General features: G+C 64.2%; 21 protein-coding genes. 15 read left to right on the top strand and 6 right to left on the bottom strand.

Translation table 11 applies throughout. The features are described 5' to 3' along the window. Positions 1-3 precede the first annotated feature (3 nt). The 4 genes from AC3A5N_RS00930 to AC3A5N_RS00915 are packed head-to-tail and all read right to left on the bottom strand — an operon-like array spanning position 4 to position 5,673. A complete protein-coding gene (locus AC3A5N_RS00930; RefSeq protein ID WP_487735432.1) occupies positions 4-1,146 on the bottom strand; it encodes a SctD/MshK family protein in 1,143 nt (380 codons plus the stop codon). Continuing rightward, entirely contained in the window at positions 1,146-2,954 is a 1,809-nt protein-coding gene (gene sctC / locus AC3A5N_RS00925) for a type III secretion system outer membrane ring subunit SctC (RefSeq protein ID WP_487735431.1), read from the bottom strand. Before sctC ends, AC3A5N_RS00930 begins: the two co-directional genes overlap by 1 nt. Beyond that, on the bottom strand, positions 2,951-4,909 hold the full coding sequence (locus tag AC3A5N_RS00920) for an FHIPEP family type III secretion protein (protein ID WP_487735430.1): 1,959 nt from the start codon (positions 4,907-4,909) through the stop codon (positions 2,951-2,953). Before AC3A5N_RS00920 ends, sctC begins: the two co-directional genes overlap by 4 nt. After that, the gene (locus AC3A5N_RS00915) at positions 4,909-5,673 is read right to left on the bottom strand and encodes a lytic transglycosylase domain-containing protein (protein ID WP_487735429.1); all 765 of its coding nucleotides are present in this window, start codon (positions 5,671-5,673) and stop codon (positions 4,909-4,911) included. Before AC3A5N_RS00915 ends, AC3A5N_RS00920 begins: the two co-directional genes overlap by 1 nt. Positions 5,674-6,134: 461 nt before the next feature. Between AC3A5N_RS00915 and AC3A5N_RS00910 the strand changes: the two genes are divergently transcribed. The 14 genes from AC3A5N_RS00910 to AC3A5N_RS00845 all read left to right on the top strand — a co-directional run bounded on the left by AC3A5N_RS00910 (position 6,135) and on the right by AC3A5N_RS00845 (position 15,529). Further along, positions 6,135-7,265, top strand: coding sequence for an EscU/YscU/HrcU family type III secretion system export apparatus switch protein (locus tag AC3A5N_RS00910; RefSeq protein WP_487735428.1), 1,131 nt, complete (start codon positions 6,135-6,137; stop codon positions 7,263-7,265). Next, positions 7,262-7,555, top strand: a complete 294-nt coding sequence (locus AC3A5N_RS00905) for a FliO/MopB family protein (RefSeq protein ID WP_487735427.1) — start codon at positions 7,262-7,264, stop codon at positions 7,553-7,555. Before AC3A5N_RS00910 ends, AC3A5N_RS00905 begins: the two co-directional genes overlap by 4 nt. Next, positions 7,552-8,223, top strand: a complete 672-nt coding sequence (locus AC3A5N_RS00900) for a hypothetical protein (protein ID WP_487735426.1) — start codon at positions 7,552-7,554, stop codon at positions 8,221-8,223. Before AC3A5N_RS00905 ends, AC3A5N_RS00900 begins: the two co-directional genes overlap by 4 nt. Positions 8,224-8,228: 5 nt before the next feature. Next, positions 8,229-8,543 (top strand): FliM/FliN family flagellar motor switch protein, encoded by a 315-nt coding sequence (locus tag AC3A5N_RS00895; protein ID WP_487735425.1) that lies wholly within the window; start codon positions 8,229-8,231, stop codon positions 8,541-8,543. A gap of 3 nt (positions 8,544-8,546) precedes the next feature. Next, on the top strand, positions 8,547-9,197 hold the full coding sequence (sctR, locus tag AC3A5N_RS00890) for a type III secretion system export apparatus subunit SctR (RefSeq protein WP_487735424.1): 651 nt from the start codon (positions 8,547-8,549) through the stop codon (positions 9,195-9,197). 54 nt (positions 9,198-9,251) lie between these two features. Next, positions 9,252-9,521: a type III secretion system export apparatus subunit SctS gene (sctS, locus tag AC3A5N_RS00885; protein ID WP_487735423.1), complete on the top strand. Its 270-nt coding sequence runs from the start codon at positions 9,252-9,254 to the stop codon at positions 9,519-9,521. A gap of 24 nt (positions 9,522-9,545) precedes the next feature. After that, entirely contained in the window at positions 9,546-10,310 is a 765-nt protein-coding gene (sctT, locus tag AC3A5N_RS00880) for a type III secretion system export apparatus subunit SctT (protein ID WP_487735422.1), read from the top strand. Further along, positions 10,307-10,660, top strand: coding sequence for a helix-turn-helix domain-containing protein (locus AC3A5N_RS00875; RefSeq protein ID WP_487735421.1), 354 nt, complete (start codon positions 10,307-10,309; stop codon positions 10,658-10,660). The genes sctT and AC3A5N_RS00875 overlap by 4 nt, the downstream gene beginning before the upstream one ends. Before the next feature lie 141 nt (positions 10,661-10,801). Then, positions 10,802-11,386, top strand: a complete 585-nt coding sequence (locus AC3A5N_RS00870; RefSeq protein WP_487735420.1) for a hypothetical protein — start codon at positions 10,802-10,804, stop codon at positions 11,384-11,386. 150 nt (positions 11,387-11,536) lie between these two features. After that, a complete protein-coding gene (locus AC3A5N_RS00865; RefSeq protein ID WP_487735419.1) occupies positions 11,537-12,295 on the top strand; it encodes a DUF6683 family protein in 759 nt (252 codons plus the stop codon). A 159-nt stretch (positions 12,296-12,454) separates the two neighbouring features. Then, positions 12,455-12,886 carry a hypothetical protein gene (locus tag AC3A5N_RS00860; RefSeq protein WP_487735418.1) on the top strand — a complete coding sequence of 144 codons (432 nt, stop codon included), beginning with the start codon at positions 12,455-12,457 and terminating at the stop codon, positions 12,884-12,886. A gap of 31 nt (positions 12,887-12,917) precedes the next feature. Further along, positions 12,918-13,811, top strand: a complete 894-nt coding sequence (locus AC3A5N_RS00855) for a DUF1521 domain-containing protein (RefSeq protein ID WP_487735417.1) — start codon at positions 12,918-12,920, stop codon at positions 13,809-13,811. Positions 13,812-13,841: 30 nt separating this feature from the next. Next, positions 13,842-15,107 carry a DNA/RNA non-specific endonuclease gene (locus AC3A5N_RS00850; RefSeq protein WP_487735416.1) on the top strand — a complete coding sequence of 422 codons (1,266 nt, stop codon included), beginning with the start codon at positions 13,842-13,844 and terminating at the stop codon, positions 15,105-15,107. Positions 15,108-15,115: 8 nt separating this feature from the next. Next, a complete protein-coding gene (locus AC3A5N_RS00845) occupies positions 15,116-15,529 on the top strand; it encodes a hypothetical protein (protein WP_487735415.1) in 414 nt (137 codons plus the stop codon). A gap of 84 nt (positions 15,530-15,613) precedes the next feature. Here the strand turns inward: AC3A5N_RS00845 and AC3A5N_RS00840 are convergent, their stop codons facing one another. Continuing rightward, complete coding sequence (locus AC3A5N_RS00840) at positions 15,614-16,213, bottom strand: retropepsin-like aspartic protease family protein (RefSeq protein ID WP_487735414.1); 600 nt, start codon at positions 16,211-16,213, stop codon at positions 15,614-15,616. 265 nt (positions 16,214-16,478) lie between these two features. Here AC3A5N_RS00840 and AC3A5N_RS00835 point away from each other — a divergent pair, with 265 nt between their 5' ends. Continuing rightward, entirely contained in the window at positions 16,479-16,622 is a 144-nt protein-coding gene (locus AC3A5N_RS00835) for a hypothetical protein (RefSeq protein WP_487735413.1), read from the top strand. A 307-nt stretch (positions 16,623-16,929) separates the two neighbouring features. On the opposite strand, the gene AC3A5N_RS00830 is transcribed toward AC3A5N_RS00835, so the two are convergent. Beyond that, complete coding sequence (locus tag AC3A5N_RS00830; RefSeq protein ID WP_487735412.1) at positions 16,930-19,134, bottom strand: TonB-dependent siderophore receptor; 2,205 nt, start codon at positions 19,132-19,134, stop codon at positions 16,930-16,932. Positions 19,135-19,193: the final 59 nt, after the last annotated feature.

The following is a 19,193-nucleotide window of genomic DNA, read 5'->3' as shown; positions in this document are numbered from 1 at the left end:
CGGCTAGAGTTGCAGTTCTTCTACGCGTCCGTCCTTCTCGAAGCGGATACGATTCTTCTCGATTGCGATCAGGTGATGTCCGGTGGGCAAGACGGAACCGGGGAACCAGCGTGCGCCATCGGCGGTCACGATGTGTGGCGGGTCCTGGACGAGCGTCGCCAGCCCCGCACCGCTCGCTGCGAAAAACCTCTGCAATGCATTGTCGCCCCGGGCATCATCGATGGTGAAAGCAACATGGCGGAGCCCCGGCACGTCTCGCGTCAGCAGATCACGCAGGTCCTCCTGCTGGTCTGCGGTCAGATAGGGAGCGCTGACGAGTACGCCGCCGGGTGTCGCGGTATCTGCCCGCGCCTTGGCATCCACGCCTTGCGCCAGCAGAACGTCGGTCGCGGTTCTCGCCAAGGCGTGCGATGTGCTGACGTCGAGCATGACCGGCACTTGCGCGTCAGCGGCCAGCTCGTGCAGCCGTTTCAGGTCCGTCTCGCTCGACACCGCGCCGCTGACGATCAGCCCGCCTGCCGGGTTTGCGGCGACGGCAAGGCCACCCAGGCCATTGTCGCGCAGGACTTCTTCGAAACCGGGCGGCGACGAGCGTCGCGCGTCGAAGTTCGACCAGATGGCGCTTGCCGCGACGCCCACCGCAAGCAACGAAAAGCCCGCCAGCAGTACGCGCGGCTGCGCCAGATGCCGGCCTGCGCCAGCCACATGGCTATGCCCGATCCGGTAGAGCCGTTCGCTCAGTCGCGGCGCCGGCAGCGAAACCTTCGGCATGATTTCGCTGGAGACGGCTGCGCGGGAAGCGTCCTGCCAGCGATCGGAAGACGCTTGTCCATAAGCGAGAACGAACTCGCCCAGGCGGAAAGGAAGATAGGGCGGCAGGGCCGCTTCCTCGCCTTCCTCGAAAGCGCGGCCAAGCAGGTCGACCCGGCCGCGCAGGACTTTCAGCGCCATGCTGCCGCCATTGCGGCGCAGTTCCAGCATCGTGTCGCGCGTGTCGCGGCCGCGCAGCACGATATCGTTGGCCAGGCCATGGCCAATGCAGATCCGCTCCTGGCCAACGACCGGATGCTCGCGGCCGGATAACCTGCCGCCGATGACACGGACAACTTCGTCGGATGCGACCAGGGTGTCCGGCTCGGCTGCCATCACTGTGCCCCCAGGCTTACCGGCACGACCGGAGCGCGCTCGATCGAAGCCTGCTCGGCTCCGCCTTGGTTTGTCTCAGCGGCCTTATCCAGACTGACCAGACGCGGCGTGATCAGGAACAGGCGTTCGATGCGTTGGCGCCGCCGGGATGTCGTCTTGAACAGGTTCCCGACGACCGGAATGTCCTTGAGAAGCGGAATGCCGCTTTCCGCATCGTACTCCGAATTGACGGTAAGACCGCCCAGCAGAAGGCCTTCGCCTTCGTTGACAAGCGCCTGCGTATTCACGCTGGCGCGCTCCACTATCGGAATATCATCCACCTCGCTGTCGAGTACGGTGCCGTCTTCGACCTCGATCACCATGCGGATACGAGTCGCCCCGTCGTCAACGATCACGTGCGGCGTGACGCGCAGCATCGTTCCGGCGGTCACGTTGAACAGATCGACCTGCCGATCCCCCGCCACGCGAACATAGAACGTGCTTGTTCGATCGAACACCGCTTCGACATTGGAGAGCGTCACGAGCTGGGGGCGCGAGACGATCCGCACCGCCCCTTCTTCCTCCAGCGCGGTGAGTCGGCCGATCAGTTCCCGGTTGGAACCGATCACGCCGCGCAGCGACAGGCCGCGATTGGCCGGACTGTCGATCGCCGGGTTGCCCGAGCGGCGCACGATGTCCCCACCGAACACGGCGTTGAAACCTTCGCTGCGGATGCGCCAGTTGATGCCGAGCTCGCGCAAGCGGTCCATGTTGAGATCGATGATCGTGGCTTCCAGCTCCACGATCTGCGGCTCGATATCGAGAGCTTCGACGAGACCTTCGTAGGCCGGCATGTTCTCCGGCCGGTCGCGCACGATCACGGCATTGAGCGACGGGTCGATCGCGATGCGCGGCCCGGCCGCTTCACGGCGTGACTGCGTGCTACTGTCTGCCACCGGCATCCTGCGCGGGATGCCCAGGTAATCGTCTTCAGCTGGCATCTGCGCCGGGCCGGGAGGGATCGAATCGAGGCCACGGCCGCCGAGACGGGGTTGTGACTGACGAAGCGTGCGCCCATCGAACGAGGCTGCGATATCGCCGCGCACCGGCTCACCGTCACCCATGATGCGCGAGATCGTGGCTCCCACTCCGGGAACCAGCACTTCGCGCCCGCCAGCGCTCAAAAGGGTACTGTCCGCACGCGCATACTGCAGATAGAACACCCGTAGATCGTAGGGCTCGAGTGGCGGTCCGGCCCTCTCGATGCGCATCGGAGTGACCGCTGGCTCGGGCGAGCCCAGGCCGAAGGAGCGGACAGTCCCCGATCCGCTGCCGGCAAGCTGGCGCACCTGTTCCAGGAAGCGGGGAACGCCCGTCACCATCACGCTGGTCGCTGAAGCGACGCGAACGGTGTTCCGCGGATCCGGCAGCCCTGCAGCCTTGACCGCACCGGCGAGGTCTCCGGCGCGCCCGCTCGCGACCGCGACCGCCTCGCTGTTCACGGCGGACGCCGGATAGACGCGAACGACTGCCCCATCGTAGTAGGCGACGAGGTCGAAGGCGCGTGCGAGCTGTTGCCACACTATGGCCGGCGGCCCCTCGAACCGGCCGTTTACCCGTCCGCGCACGTGCGGATCGACCGTTGCCGACAGCCCCGCAGCCGAGAAGAACTCTTTCACGAAGGTCCCGACCTCGCGGTCGCGCGCGATCAAGTCGACCTCGTCGTCGGAGAAAGGCGGTGTGCCCGCGAGCGACGGCGCGGCGCTGGCCAGGGCGACGCCGGCACAGGTGAGCAGGGCGAGGCGTGGCAACAAGCGCGACGCTCTCATATTGTTTCCTCCTCGCGCGAGGCCGTCACCGCCAGAGGTGTGCGATCGAGCTGGCCAACCACATCGATGGGAACCGAAGGCGACAATTCGTTGAAAGCGAAGACGGGCACGTAGAAGAGTTCTCCCGAGGTCAGGCCGCGCAAGGGGCGGCGCAGGTCGTACGCCGTGACAACGGCGCGCGCGTTGCTGGAGCGGACTTCGTGCGCGATCATGTCGAGCATCGTACGGATATGCTCGGGCTGAATGGCAAGGCGCTGAGAGCCGTCGATGTCGCGCAGATTCTGGCGCAGGTACTGTTCGAGCTGCGGTCCGATCACGATGGTGCGAAAACGGCCTTCGATGCAGTGGGGCGGCGTGAGGTAGCGGCGCATCGCGACGCGCGTCCGATCCGCGAGCGGAGGAGCCGCGCGTTCGGACTGTCCTGCCTCCGCAAGCGCTTCGAGCACGTCACGCATGTTGTGGAGCGGCACCTCCTCTTCTGCGAGCAGGCGCAGAACCTCTGCTATCCGCGCGGCGGATACCGCGCGGACGACTTCCTTGACGACGTCAGGATAGTCCGTGCCCAGCCGATTGAGCAGCGAGGTGACTTCCTGCAGCCCGAGGAAGCGGCCGAGGTTCCGACGCAGGGCCGCTTCGACAGCTTCGGCGAGATCCTCGGCGAAAGCATCGTCGCCGATCTGCCCGGCAACAACCGGCGCGTCATAGAGATAGAGTGCCCACCGGTTCGGCCCGGCAGAAGGCTCCTGCACGATCTCCGCCGGCGGCAATGGCAATCCGACACGCAGCTGGAGCCGATCCAGCATCGCTGAGATGCTGTCGCGTAGATCCTGCATCGCGCGTGCATCCAGCCCATCGCGGGCGATCTCGATCACCAGCGGGCGCACCGGGCGCAGCGGTTGCGGAACGGCGTCTATGCGCTGGGGGGCGGTGGTGTCGGCGGTTTCGAACCGCTTGAGCCGGGCGCGCATCCATTCGCCGGTTTCGGGCGTGTTCCATGCGCCGCCCAGGGCGAGAGCGCCTGAAAGGCCTAGAAAGACGAGAGTTGGAAAGCCCGGTATCAGTGCCAGGAGGACGCACAATCCGGCGCCGATGAAGAGGACCCGCGGCTTGCCGCCGACTTGGCGTGCAATTGCGGGGGCCAGACTGTGTTCGGTGTCTTCGTCCGTGGTCCGGGTGACCAGCAAGGCAGCGGCCATGGCGCTGAGAAGGGCCGGAAGCTGTGCCACCAGCCCGTCACCGACAGTCAGGATCGAAAAGGTGGTCATGGCCTCGCCAGCCGACATGCCGTGCGAGAGGATACCGATGGCAAGCCCGCCGATCAGATTGACCAGCACGATGATTATGGAGGCGATGGCGTCGCCTTTCACGAACTTCATCGCGCCATCGAGGCTGCCATGAAGCTTGCTCTCCAGCTCCAGAACCCGGCGGCGGCTGCGCGCCTCGTCCTTGTCGATCAGGCCTGAACGCAAATCGCTGTCAATCGACAACTGCTTGCCCGGCATGGCGTCGAGGCTGAAGCGGGCCGTCACCTCGGCGACGCGTTCGGCGCCCTTCGAGATTACGATGAATTGGACGACGGTGATGATCAGAAACACGACCAGTCCGACGATCAGATTGCCGCCCGCCACCATCTGCCCGAACTGCTCGACGATATGCCCGGCTTCCGCGTGGGTGAGGATCATCCGGGTGGTGGCGATCGATAAGGCCAACCGAAACAGGGTGCTGAGCAGCAGGACCGTGGGAAACGTCGAGAAGTCGAGGGGCTTGCTTACGTAGAGCGTGCTAAGCAGGAGCAGGACGGCGACGGTCATGTTCGCCGCGATCAGGATGTCGAGCGCAAGCGCGGGCAGGGGCAGGATCAGCAGCCCGATGACGGCTACGACTGTTAGCACGAGCAGCAGATCCGCCGCGCGGAAATGGCTGTGCGGAAGCCTCCGGCGCCAGCCTGCCAGCATCAGGGCGTGCCCCCTCCATGGCCGAGCATTGCGCGATATCGCCCCATCACCTTGCCGACGTAAGCTTTCGTTTCGGCATAAGGCGGCACGCGGCTCCCGTATCGTTCCACTGCGCCGACGCCCGCGTTGTAGGCCCCCAGGACAAGCTCGAGATTGCGGCCGAACCGGCGCTGCAGCGTCTTGAGATGGCGTGCGCCCGCCTCGAGATTGCGCGAAGGCTCGAAAAGCGCTGCTTCGTCGAGCCCCAGCTCAGCCCCTGTCGCAGGCATGATCTGCATCAGGCCGCGTGCACCGGCGTGCGAAACCGCCGTGGGGCGATAGGCGGACTCCGTCTCCACGATGGCGTGGAGGAAGAGCGGGTCGATATTGTGCTGCCGAGCTACTTGTCGAATCTCCCGATCGAACGGGGAAGAGATTGACTGTGGGTGCAGCGTAGAATGCCGCTTGGCCTTTTGTGCTTCATACCTCTCGCGATCTTCTTCCAGCTCGCGAATCTGTTCTTCCGTCATGCCGATTATGCGAGCCATCGCCGGGGGCACGTTCGAGACGGTTGCCGGTTCGCCGGTTTCGACGTGGCAACGCGCGAGGGCCTGGAACTTGTTCGCAGTCGAAGGGGCGGAGAGGCGAATGTCCCCTTCTACCGGGCAAACACCCGGATCTATCGATCTAAATGATTCCGCCTTCAGTGGCACATGGATGGAAAGAACGGATAACGAGAAAACTGACAAAATGATCGAGACTTTATAACCGGTCGCGTCCCCCATGGAATTACCTCGCATATCACCCGCAGGTAGTAGTTGACGAGTCGCCCACTCGCGCCTTCTCTGCGTGTTTGATGACGATATTGTCTTATTATAGAGTCTATTATCTTTGAGAATCGCCGTTTCGATTCCATTGGCGCCGTTATGTTTTCGGTTCGGCTAGTGAGAAACCGTCGAGCGATGAGCTGTGTGTTTTGAGCCGATGAGCGGTTTAAATAACAGAATTTTGACCCGCAGATTATGAGATTGACATTATTTTGACACTAATTTGTTCGAGCTATTTCGTGTAACTCTAATGTAAAAGGAGTCTTCTTAGTGTAATTAATTATCGGTGGCATGTAGATACTCGCTTCACGGGTTGATCTAACGCATCACGCGCGTATATTCTCGCCACCTTCGGAGTCGCCCCTTCCGTCTAGCCCTGCAGAACGATCAATCCTGGCGTGGCCGGGGCCGGAGCGTGCATGGCCGAAAAGAACGACGGCGGGGACAAAACGGAAAAGCCGACCCCGAAGCGACTGCGCGATGCGCGGCGCAAGGGCGATCTGGCGAAGTCCAAGGATTTCGGAAGCGGCATCGGCATGGTCGCCTGGTTCGTCCTCGCGATCGCGGCGACGGGCTATCTCGGGTCGCGCCTGGACACCTTTGCGCGCGATACGCTCAGCCTCGCCACCGGGACTGGCTTCGAACACGCCGTGGTGGATCTCGGCTGGGGAGCGCTGGGGCTGGTCCTGCTGGCGGCGGGATTGACCCTGATCCCGGCAGCGCTCGTCGGCATGGCCGGGGAGTTCCTCCAGACCGGCGCTCTCCTGACGGGGGAGAAGATGAAGCCGAGCCTGGACAAGCTCAATCCCTTGGCGGGGCTGAAGCGGATGTTCAGCATGGACAATCTGTTCGAGCTGGCAAAAACGCTCGTGAAGGCCGTCCTGATCCTGGCGATTACCGGATTGATCATCGCCCTGTCGTTCGATCGCTATACGGAAGTGCTGGAGATATCGGGTTGGGGCCTGTTTTCGGCGGCCGGCCCCCAGGCGGCCCGGCTTGCTTTCGAATTCACCCGCTCCCTCACCATCCAGCTCGCCGGTGCGACAATGGCCGTGTTTCTTCTGGTCGCCTTCGCCGACTGGGCCTGGTCCCGCCACCGGTACATCAAGAAGCTGATGATGAGCCGCCGCGATATCCGGCAGGAGCACAAGGACAGCGAAGGCGACCCGCATCTCAAGCAGCAGCGGCGGCAGATGCACGAGGAGTGGGCCAATCAGAACGCCATCGCCACGGCCGGTACGGCCAATGTGCTCCTGACCAACCCGACCCATCTTGCCATCGCGCTGGACTACGATCCCGAGCGGTGCCCGGTGCCGGTGATCGCCGCCAAGGGGGAAGGCCCGCTTGCCGCCGCCATGCGCGCGCGCGCGCAGAGCGAAGGAGTTCCCATCGTCCGCAATGTCGGTCTCGCGCGCGCCATCTGGTCGGACTGCGCCGTCAGCGACTTCGTCCCCGAGGCCCATTTCGACGCGATCGCCGAAATCATCCTCTGGGCGCGCCGCGCACGCGCCGGCGAGGCAGCCGACCGGATGCGGGAGGACCAGCCATGAACGCCGGGGCATTTCTGGGCAGCCTTGCGGCGGTCGCCATTGCCCTCGCGCTGGTTCTGGGCCTCGCCTGGCTTGCGATCAAGGGGCTGAAGCACTGGCAGGACCGGTTCCGGGGCGGAGACGAAGAAGGCGGCCGCCCGCTCCGCTTCCTGCGCGCGATGCCGGTGGGACAGAACGAGCGTGTCGCTCTGATCGAGGCGGAGGGCGAAACCATCCTGATCGGTGTGACGCCTGGCGGCATCAGCCTGCTCGCCCGCTGGCCGGCCGCTGGTGATGGGACGTCGCAATGAACCGGCTTGTCGGACTCCCGCGGATCTCGCGCGAAGAGCGGACCCAGCGCGAGGCATTGCTGATTTCGCTCAATGGTGTGCACGTAGAGGGCGTCACGCTGCGGGCGGCCGTGCTGCCAGAGGTTTTGCCGGCAGTCTGCTGGTTTCGCTGCGCCGGGGGCCTGCATATCGCCATCGAGCGGTGGTCTGGCGAAGCCGTCCGCTTCCTGCCGCGCGACAGCACTGTTGCGGCTGACTGGCTCGAACGCGCAGAATCGGCGGTCGCCGTGATCGAAGCCGCTCTGGGCCTCGAGCTCGAGCCGGTCGACCTGGTGATCGAGAGGTCGCCTGGAGGTTGCCTTGTCCTGGCCGTCGAGGGCCTTGCGGCCGGGGCGGTCGTGCACCGTCTTTTCCTCGCTATCCCGCGCGAACGCGGCGTGCGGGCCAATCCCGCGCCGTTCGCGCCCGAGCTGCTCGGCAAGGTGGCGGTCGAGGTCGATCTGGTAATCGAAGGGCCCCGGCTCGCGCCGCATGAGGCAGCCGACCTCGCGCGCGGCGATCTCATCCTGCTGGGCGGCGGCCGGCTTCGGGCGGGCCTCCACGTGCGTTCGCGCGCGCCGGTGCAAGGACACTTCGATCCCCACAGCCTGTGTTTTCAATCGCTTCCGGATGACAGGAGCATGTCTTGAGCCAAATGCCGACCCCGGACACCGCCGTTCCCGAGCCGGGCGGAGAACACGCGGCGCAGCCTTCTTGCAAAGACGACCGTACGGGCACCAGTGACGGGGCATCCATTACCGTGCCGCTTTCGTTCGAGCTCGCGACGATCAGCCTGCCGCTGTCCCGCCTGCAGTCCATTCAGCGGGGCGCTGTTCTCGATGTCGCGTCCGGCGACGGCACTCTGCCGGTTCGGATACTGGCCAACGGCCGCTTGCTGGCGAACGGCACGCTGGTGTCGATCGGGGATGGCTACGGCGTGCTCGTGGGCGATGTGGAAGGGGAGGGCTAGGCGATGGATCTTTCCGCGTTCACCCCCGGTTCCGCGCTCGTCACCGTCATTCTGATCGCGCTCGCGCCGTTCTTCGCGGTTATGGTCACGTCGTTCACCAAGATTGTGGTCGTGCTCTCGCTGATCCGCAACGCATTGGGCTTGCAACAGGTGCCGCCCAATATCGTGCTCAACGGCCTGGCGCTGATCCTGTCGCTCTACGTCATGTATCCCACCCTGCAGCAGATGCAGGCGGCTTCCGCAGATGTGGAGGCGCAGGCGCAGACCGAGCAACTGTTCGAGCGCGCCGACCTTGCGAAAGAGCCGTTGCGGGCCTTCCTTCTGAAGCACAGCGATCCGGACGAGCGCGCCTTCTTCCAGCGCACCCAGGAACGAATTGCCGCATCGTATGGCACCGACCCCGCGCAGGAGACCGACTTCGTCGTGGTGATCCCCGCATTCGTGGTGAAGGAGCTCACGACGGCATTCCAGATCGGTTTTCTGATCTTTCTGCCGTTTCTCGTGATCGATCTCGTCATATCCAACATCCTGCTGGCGCTGGGCATGATGATGCTGTCTCCGGTGACCATATCCTTGCCGTTCAAGCTGCTGCTGTTCGTGCTCGTCGATGGCTGGGTGAAGATCAGTCATGGCCTCGTGCTGAGCTATGCCTAGGCGCGCGATCCTCATGCAGCGTCTCGCGCCGCCCGCCGCGCCAGAGGCATGGCGATGACCGACAATATCATCGGCATTACGACCGAGGCCCTGTGGCTGGTGCTCCTGCTTTCCGCCCCTCCGATTATCGCCGCCTCTGTCGTTGGGCTGGTGGTCGCAATCGTGCAGGCGGCCACCCAGCTGCAGGAACAGACCCTGCAATTCACGCTGAAATTCTTCGCCGTTGTGCTGACGCTGTTCATCACCGCGTCGCTGCTGGGCGGTACGCTCTATCAGTTCAGTGACAGCATCTTCTCCGGTTTTCCCGCCATGGTCAGGGGATAGGCGGTGGAAGGGACCGGCGAATGGATGAACCAGTTGCTGATCGTGGCCGTCGCCGCGTCGCGGTTCGGATTCGCGTTTGTCCTGGTGCCGATCTTTGCACCCGACACCATTCCGGCAATGGTTCGCAACAGCATTGTTATCACGCTGGGCATGGTTTCGTATTTCATGCAACCGCCCTTCGATCCGGCGGAGATAGGCGCCTTCGCCTGGGCACGGCTCCTCCTCAAGGAAGCCGCGGTCGGCCTGACGATCGGCTTCTTGTTCGGTGCGGTGATGTGGGCCCTCGAAGCCGCCGGCGAGCTGATCGATGCCAAGGTGGGCGCCACGATCGGCCAGGTGACCGAACCCCTCGGCGGCAGCATGACGTCGCTCCACGGCGCCCTGCTTGGCCGCTTGGCGCAAGTCATCTTCGCGTCGGCGGGCGGCATCCTGTTGCTCGTCGGCGTAGTGATGGAAAGCTACGTTCTGTGGCCGATGAGCGCGGATTGGCCGACGCTGGATGCCAGCGCCCTACTCGTCTTCGAAACTGCGTTCGGACACCTGATGGCCCTGGTGGCCCTCTTCGCAGTCCCGGTGCTGGTGTTACTTTATGTGATCGATGCGGGCCTGGGGCTGCTCAACCGTTTCGCGCAGCAGCTCAATGTCTTCGCGATGTCCCTGTCGCTCAAGAACTGGGCGGCGACATTGATGATCGCGCTTCTGGTGCCGGCTTTCGCGCGGGCCGTGATCGGCGATCTCGCCAGCCGCAACGATCAGGTTCGCGCTATAATCGAGGTCCTTGCCAGATGAGCGACGATCTGCAGGGCCAGGACGAGCAGGCACAACTGCGCCGCCTGATGCGTCTCTTGCGCAAGGCGGACGATGCACAACCGCAGGAACAGGTCGTGGGCGACTTTCGCATTCCGCGCTCGCGCATTCCGGATCGGCATGCCGCGACCATCGGGCAGCTCACGAAAACCGAAGTCGCGGTGATGCGCTTTTTGGGCTGGGGGCGGTCCAACGCCGATATCGCCCTGCTGCTCGCCATCCGCGAAAACACCGTGCGCGTGCACCTCAACAATATGTGCCAGAAGCTAGAGCTCGACGGCGTGCGCGAATTGTCGGCGCTCGCCGGGCTGATGTTCCACCCTTTGACCTAAGCGATCCGACTACCCGCTTAGTCGGATCGTTGAGAGATGAGATGCCGAGAATGACCCATAACACTGCCGTCGACCACGTTCTTTCGAACGCATTTCGACGAGAGCCCGGCCAGGGCGCCCGTTCGCACAGGAGAAGCAGAAATGTTCGGCATCAATCTCAATCCCGTGAACCTCGTTGCCACCGCAGCCATGGGTCCGCTCGGCGGAATCGCTTCGCAACTTATCTCGCAGCTTGCCTCCAGCATCGGCCAGCAGATCATCCAACAGCTTGGCACTCAGCTGGGCATGCCACAGTCGGTCATCGACATGGCACAGGGCGCTTTCGCTGGTTCGCTGGGCGACGTGCAGGGTCAGATGCTGAACCTGAACGAAGCGATCGAAGCGTTCGGTGCGCAGACCGGGGCCAGTCCGTCGCAGATCGGCGATGCCCAGCGCGAAATGCAGCAAACCATCAACGATTTCGTTTCGCGGCTGAGCGAAGGTCGCGAATCGCGCGAGGCGCGCTCCGGCGGCTGGCTGATGGCGATCGCCACCCAGCTCGGCAAGGAACTCGACAAGATGGCGGGCGACCTGGAAGACATGGCCGGCCAGCTGAGCAAGGACGACCCGAGCATGACCGCGCAGTTCGGTGCGCTGTCTCAGCAGTTCGGCATGATGTTCAATGCCACCAGCACCGCGATCAAGGCGATCGGCGAGGCGATGTCGGGCATGGCTCGCAAGCAGTAAACGCTGCGCACCATCGCGAATACTGCGGGGTCCGGGGGCAATCCCTCCGGACCCTTCGCGCTATCCAGGCGTCCGCCGGACGAAGGGCAATGGGGCTCAAGGGGGCTTTACGGCAATTGGGGGCTGGTTCATTCAGGAAAGGACTGTTCCATGCGTAAAACGATACTGCTTCTTCTGCTTGCGACGGCTCCTGTCGAGGCTGTCGTGGCCCAATACGGCGCCTTCGACATGGGCGCGCTGACCAACACGCTTTCGCAGGATCACGTAACTCGGTCCGAAAGGGCTCGTAGCGCAAAAAATGCGACGGCATCGGATGCCCCCGCGTTGGGTCAGCTCTCGCGTTCGCTGGCGCGCTCCCTCGACAGCACGCCGAGCGTCGTGGCGGTGTCGGCGCGCTACACGCCGAGCGATGCCGTCCGGGAGCGGCTCGCGCAAATCATGGCCGACGGCGCCGGCAGGGCCGGACCGTCCGAAGCGCGCGAGATGCGCGAGCTCGTGCTCTCGAAGCAGGCGCTCAGGGAATATGAGCGCGTGGCCCCGGGGCTGGGCTATCGCGCCAACGATGCTGTCGATGCACTGGCGTTCTATCTTCTCGCGCAGTGGGGCGTGGCCAACGACTATCGCGGCGATGTCAGCCGTGCGCAGGCGGCGGCGGTCCGGCGCCAGGCCGCCAATGCCTACGTAACCGTGGCCGATCGGCTTTCGAGCGACTCGCTACGTCAGGAGTTCGCCGAGATGCTGGCGGTGCAGGGCGTGATCATGGCCGGCGCGCATGAAGCGGCCGTGCGCAGTGGCGACCAGGCGGCGCTCGACCGCTACGCCGCTCTCGCGCGCAAGGGCGGGCGGATGCTCTTCACCATGGACCCTACCCGGATCACGCTGACTGACGCTGGATTCCGCAAGGAATAGCGGCCTGTCGGCGGCAGGGGCTGCTCCTCCTGCCGCAGAGCGGCTCGCCGCGGCTGGGCTTGGTCTAATCAGATCGATTAGCTGCTTAATCGGATCGTGGAGCGCGGCGCGCGGTGCGATGTGGTCTTATGCTTCCCAACAGCTCGTCAGGAAACGGCAATGACCATCGACCGCATCACTTCCGCCGCTACCGCCCTCACCTCTCTCGCGTCGTCCGCGCAAGGTGTCGGGCAGGCCGCGACTGCCGGCGCGCGGTCGGTCGCACTCGAAGTGGCCGGGCGGCTTGCCGGCGAGTTTCTGCGCGGTGCCGACCCGTCGCAGCCGCCGCGGCCGTACGAGATCGGCCGTCTGGCCGATGCACTCGGCCAGGCTATCTCGGCAACCGCGCTCGAAACAGTTGAACTCGAGAATGCCATGCAGGATCTCGCCGGCGCCATCGCAGCGGATATGACTGCTTTTGCCGACGGACGCACGCTCGACCGGCTCGACGCGGCGATCGGCTCGGTCATCGAAAGCGAGGCGCCCGCGACGCCCGCCAACGTCATCCAGTCCATCGAACGTATCGCGGCCGCCGTGGCCGCAGCTCGATAATCGTGATCCCCCTCAAGGAAGGATGAGCGCAATGACCGACATCATCTACAACACGAACCTGACGGTGAACGCCTACCTGAACCCCGGTGCAACCGGGAATGCCCCTATCGACGGCATCGCGACCCAGATCGGCCGGGGCATCCTGGCGCTGTTCTCAAGCCGCTTGCCCGCGGGGCCGCTGGCTTTCCCGAGCCTCCCGAGCACATTCCTCGTCACTGGTGGTAGCATGGCGGCCGGCCAGAACGGCCCTGTGTTTGAGCCGGCGGAGGGCGCGCAGTGGACCGCCTCGATGGACGGCGAGCACGAGGCGTCCATCGATCTGGGCGACGGCTACACGCTCGAGCTGGACGAGCGGAACTCCGAAATCTTCATCAAGAACGCCGAGACCGGGGAAGTGACCTGCATCTGGGGCGATCCGCACGTCGACGTGGACGGCAAGCGGGCGTTCGATTTCTGGGGCACGACCACGTTCGAGCTGGAAAACGGCACCAAGATCACCATCGACACCGAGGAATGGGGCAAGAACCCCAACGCCTATGTCGCCAGCAAGGTGACCATCACCAAGGGCGACCAGGCGATCGTGGTCGACGGCATCAGCCAGAACGATCTCGGCGATCTGTCGCTGTCGATGTCGAACAACGGCGAGATGGTCGACGCGATGACGCGCGACGGCTTCGTGCTCAATGAAAACGCGACCGGTTCGGGCTGGCGCTCGGAGCTGACCGGCGAGATCGCCACCCAGACCGATCTCAACCTGACGAAGCCGGGTCAGATCTACGGTCCCGGCAGCACGATGCCCAGCCTGGGCGAGATCAGCCAGGTGCTCTCGACCTTCCTGTTCTTCGGGATCGTCGACACCATGGCCGACGCCTTCTCGGGCGCGTCGGTCAACCCGGCCGCTATGCTGCGGGCCGATATCGGCTGAATTACACCACGGGCCAAAGCGAGGATCGCCATGACTGTCAGCGCGGAAACCAGACTGGAGACGACTGGCACCATTCCCCCGGTGCCTCCCGCCGGCGATACGGACGCGGCCGCCGGGCTGGCCGCCAGGCATACCGACGCGAACGGGCTCGACATGCAAGCCCTGGCGGCCGATGTTCGCGACCAGCGGGCCACCGATCCGGAGGGGGCTGCGGCGACTCTCGCCAGGCTCGAAGAAACGCTGACCCCCGTCGAGCGCGGGCAGCTCGCCGCCGCGCTCGACGGTCCGTCCGATCCCCCGGCCAACGACAACAGCCCTGGCGGGGGGCGCAACTCCGCGCAGCTGGCGCTCGACCTGGCGCAGATGACGCTGGACATCACCGGGATCATCGATCCGACGCCGATCTCTGATGGCAGCAATGCAGCGGTTTCCGCCGGTCGGTCTCTCGGATCGCTGTTCTCCGGCGATTGGGGCGGGGCTGGCGCTCACCTGCTGAACGCCGGCATTTCGGCGGTGTCGATGGTGCCCGCGCTCGGCGATCTGGCCAAGGCAGGCAAGATCGGCGACTGGGCCCAGACCGTAGCCGACGCCGTCGGCGCCGTGGCCCGCAATCCTGCCATGCGCGAGGCGCTCGAACCGGCGCTGAAAACGGTCGGCGACGCCGTACACGCCATTCCGCAAGGCGCGATCGACGCCTTGCCCATGGGCGCGCGGCAGTCGATCGAGAGCATGCGTTCGCAGCTCGACGAATTCCTGGCCGGAGGCGGGCGCGCTGCCGACGACGCGGCCGAGCTGGCCGTCCGCAGCTTCGACGATGCTGCTGACTTCAACCGCGCGGCCAACCACGCCGCTGCCAACACCCGCTACGAATTCGGCAATTACAGCTACAGTACCGATGCGCGGGGCAGGGTTGAAGTCGCCGAAGGGGAAATCGCGCTGGACCCCGTAGGCCGCAATGATCCGTCGCTGCAGCGACAGATCGGGCATGAAGGCCGCGACACCGATGTCGGCTTCCACGTCGTTGCCGACCGCTTCGGCGGACAAACCAACCGGCTGAATGTCGTGCCGGGCAACGGCAAACCGCTGGGCGACGGCCAACCCAATCTGAACCAGGGCGCCTATTCCCGCTTCGAGGATCGGATTGCGGAGCTGGCGGAGCAGCCGGGCAATCGCGTTGAAGTGCGCATCGAGATGAACTACGATGCGACTAACGCGACGGCCCGCCCGGACTCGTTCGATGCGGCATACCGGGTCAACGGGGGTCGGTGGATGGAACAATCCTTCGTTAACAAGTAGGGCGCTTTATGGATTTCATTCAGGCGCAGCAGGCGGTGGTTGTCGCCGTGGTGCGCGACGTTCCCTATCCGCACTGGGAGCGTATCCTCCTGGATGTCGAAATCGCCGAGCAAGCCGATGGTTACGATCTCGATACCGTGAGTATCGTGATCCGCCGGAACGAACGGGACGAACTTGAGGATCCGCAGTTCCGCCTGGGCGCCGAAAGCAAGCAGGCGATCACCCGCCTCTACGAGCAGCGCAAGCAGGAAGCCGGGGAGGTGATTGGCGGTTTCGAGCTCAGCGTCGATTATCCGGGCAAGTTCCGCTTCGCCTTCTCGCACGACAAGCCCAAGCGGTTGAACGGTATCTGGGACGCAGAGCGGCAGCGTCGGCTGGATGATTATCTGCGCATCTACAAGGCAGAAGTCGGCCTCAACTGAATGTAGCGCCGATCGTGCGCAGCACCTTGCGAAAGGCGGCTGCAACGGCGGCAGGTCAGTCGCCCGGTTCCTGCGATCCGGCTTTTACGTGACGGACTCGCTTTCCCGCTCTGTCCCGCGGCACGCCTCCGCGTGGACGGGTGACGGGTCTTCGTCCGCTGCCATAAGGTAGAGCATGGATCCGGCGACATCGATTGTAGCACGGTGCTCCTTCAGCACGTCCTGACCGATAATACCTACCACCTCTTCGCCTGCGATCCGCCCCAGAGGCGTGAGCAGATGCGCGAGATCGCTGGTGACGATCCGGTTCTGCCTGATGGTGACGGATCCGATCGAAAATGTTTCGATTGCGACCTGCCTTGCGCGGCCGCCTGCCCCGGGAACCGCGGCACGGCCGAAACCTCGGCCGACTGTAGAAGCACCAGTGGAGACTCCGAGCCCGTCGGCTTGAGCGGTGTCGACGACTGTCATATTGGCACCAGTGTCGAGGACAAAGCTCGCCTGGGTGCCGTTGATGCGCGCCTGCACGAGATGATGGCCTGTCGTGACTTCTTCCAGAGGAATCGCTGCAAATCCGAGCAGGCAGAGCGCGTGGTCGACAGTCCCGGCTTCGCCCGGCTGATACTCCGCGGCTGGTCCATCTGCCTGTTCGCACGCAGATGCGAACAGCAGCGCCGCGGCCACCGTCAGGGATCTATATAACACGGGGCATTGAATGGGGACGGCATTCGATTGTTCCAGCTCTCGCGATATAAAGACACGGCGCGCGCCCGGTTAGCCATGCAGGATGCGACCACGTCCCGCGTCATCGACCCTTGAAGGCACGTTCCTGTTCTTTCTGCTCATCATCCCGATCCGATATTGGATCCTGCGCACGCGTGCCGATGTCGTGACGACCGACGAGTGAGGGTATTTCCTGGTCTCGGTACACGCAGGCGAACGCCTGAATGTGTCGTTCGACGACGGGTCCGGCTGTCGCCCGCTCGACCTCGGCGGCGCCATCGGTGACGGCGCGGGGCGGAAGCTCTATCTGGCTGGCGACGTTTCGTGCGACCGCGCGGGCGCGACGCCCCCGCGGGTCGAGCCGCCCTGACAGGCCTCCAAAGAGCGAGTGATTTTCCGCATAGGCCGTTCCGGGTCGGCGTCGCCGGAGGACAACCAATTGAGGCAACATAGTTTCCGTACTCGTTAAAGCGGGGAGGCCACGACACCTCCGGTGCAATCACCAGCTTTCGCGGAGCCAACTGAGGGACGTCGAGCGCCGTACGGCGCACCCGGCTACGCTGTGACGGCCCTTTCGAAATGCGCGAGCGTCGAGGTTCCAACTGGGCTCGGACGAAGTCCCCATGTTCTTCTGAAATGAGTGCCCGAGTGATCATAGGTAGCGGCCTGCGAAACGATTAGAATCGGTAATTCACGCTGACGGTGAGGTTGCGGGGGGCGCCGTAGCGATACTGGCTGTAGAAGCCGATCTGGCTGTAATAGGTTTCGTCAAACAGGTTCTCGACATTGGCCTGGAGCTGCAGGCGGTCGCTCACCGCGAAGCGCGCCATAAGATTGACCAGCGCGTAGCCGTCCTGCTGGAAGCGGAACGGCATGCCGGTGACCGGATTGTCGCCTTCCGAATAGGCCTTGCTGCGATAGTTGACGCCGCCGCCGATCGTCAGGCGGTCGAGCGCACTCGGGAAAGTGTAGGTCGTGAATAGCTTGAGCAGGCGGCGGGGTTGGTCGGTGTTGGCCTTGTTGCCCTCGGCGTCCTCCGCCCCGAACTGGCTGTATCCGAAGTTGACGTTCCAGCCCGCGAGTGGCTGGCCAGTGATCTCGACCTCGAATCCCTTGCTGACCACACCGTCGGCAGCGATGTAAGTCTGCTGCGGCACGCCGCCGCCCGGAGGCGGGATCGGCGCGCCGTCCGGCTGGGCCACGTTGTCCTGCTCGATGCGGAACAGCGCGATTGAGGTCTGGAGCGCGTCGCCCAAGAAGGCGCTCTTGATGCCAACCTCATAGGCCTTGCCGGCGAGCGGATCGAGCTGCCGGAAGTTGCGGTCGAGCGCATTCTGCGGCTGAAAGATCTCGGTGTAGCTCGCATAGAGCCGGTGGTCCGGCGTCAAATCGTAAAGTGCGCCGGCGTAGGGGATGAAGACGTCGTCGTTGCCGTAGTCGCTGCTCACGCCGTAGCTGAAGCCGCTCTGCTTCCAGCTCGCCAGCCGTCCGCCGCCGATCAGCTTCAACGAATCCGCGAGGTTGAGGCGCAGCGCGCCGTAATAGCCGGTCTGCTCAATCCGCTCCTTCACCGCCAGCGTGGGTGTGGGAGAGAAGCCAGGGTAGGGATAAGAATCGCCGTCCCAATTGTTGAAATCGCCCGCCGGCGGGAAGGAATAGGGGTTCGCTGGATCGGTGATGTTCAGCGATTGGAAGGTGTTGGTGTAGCGGTTGATGGTGCTGTCCAGTGCGCCCAGCACGATGTCGTGGTCACGGCCGAACAAGCGGATCCTGCCCTTGATCTGGGCGTCATAACTGTTCTGGATGCTCTCGCCCTCGTCGGCGAAAGGGTTGCTGGCGAGGCCCAGGCCGGTATCCTTGTCCACCGTCCCGTAGATGTAGAGGATGTTGGTTGCTTCCGCGTTGCGTAGGCGGTTGTAGTTGACCTGCGCGCTCCAGCCTCCGCCGAAATCTTGGCGCAGCGTGGCGAAGAAGTTCTGGTTGGTGGTGTCCCAGAAGGTCCAGTCGGCCGAGGCGGTCTTCGAACGCGGCCAGGCGGCGAAGCTGCCGTCGCTGTAAAATGAGGGGAGGGCGCCCCAGGCGGGCGCGTCGGGGCGTCCCTCCTGATGGCTGAATCCGACCCGGAGCAGCGTGTCGTGGGTCAGGTCCGCGTCCAGTGTGCCGTAAAGGACCAGCTTCTTGTTGTGGTAGAGGTCGATGTAGCTGTCGCCCTCCTCATAGCGGCCCACTGCGCGGACGCGCAGACGGCCGTCGGAGGTGACGGCACCGCCGATATCGCCTGATACCTGCCATGTATCCCAGCTCCCGTAGCTGGCGTTGACATAACCGGCCCAGTCGGTGCGGTCGGCATGCTTGCGAACGAGGTTGACCGAGGCGGAGGGATCGCCCGCGCCGCTCAGCAAGCCGGTCGCGCCGCGCACGATCTCAACCCGCTCGTAGATCGAGACGTCGGCGATGGTCTCGCCCGCACTCCCCGCCAGGGCCCAGGCGGTGGGCACACCATCGACCTGATAGTTCCGTATATCGAAGCCACGCGCGAAGAAACTGTTACGCACGTCGTCGATCTCGGTCATCGTCACGCCAACGCCGTTTTCGATCACGTCGGCGACGCTGCGCAGGTTTTGATCGGTGATGCGCTGTGAGGTGATAATACTCACCGACTGCGGCGTCTCGCGAACGGTGAGCCCGAGGCCGGTTGCCGTATCGATCCTGTCGGGCAGCGTGTAGCGGCCGACGACGACGATTTCGCCGTCATCCTCAGTGACGGTGTCGGCCTGAGTGGCACTTCCGCGGCCCTCGTCCGTCGCATCCGTCTGCGCAAGTGCCGGTGCAGCGACAGCGGTAAGCGCGCTGCATGCGAGGAGCAGGAATTTAGCCGTCATCGAAGGAACCCCCATTTATTCAACCGGACAGCGGTCGATTTCATCGGACCGTTTTCGGT

Source organism: Pelagerythrobacter sp. Soil_C_18 (genome assembly GCF_057657235.1).
The sequence above is the reverse complement of the archived record's forward strand: the minus strand, read 5'-3'. Positions and strand labels throughout refer to the sequence as shown.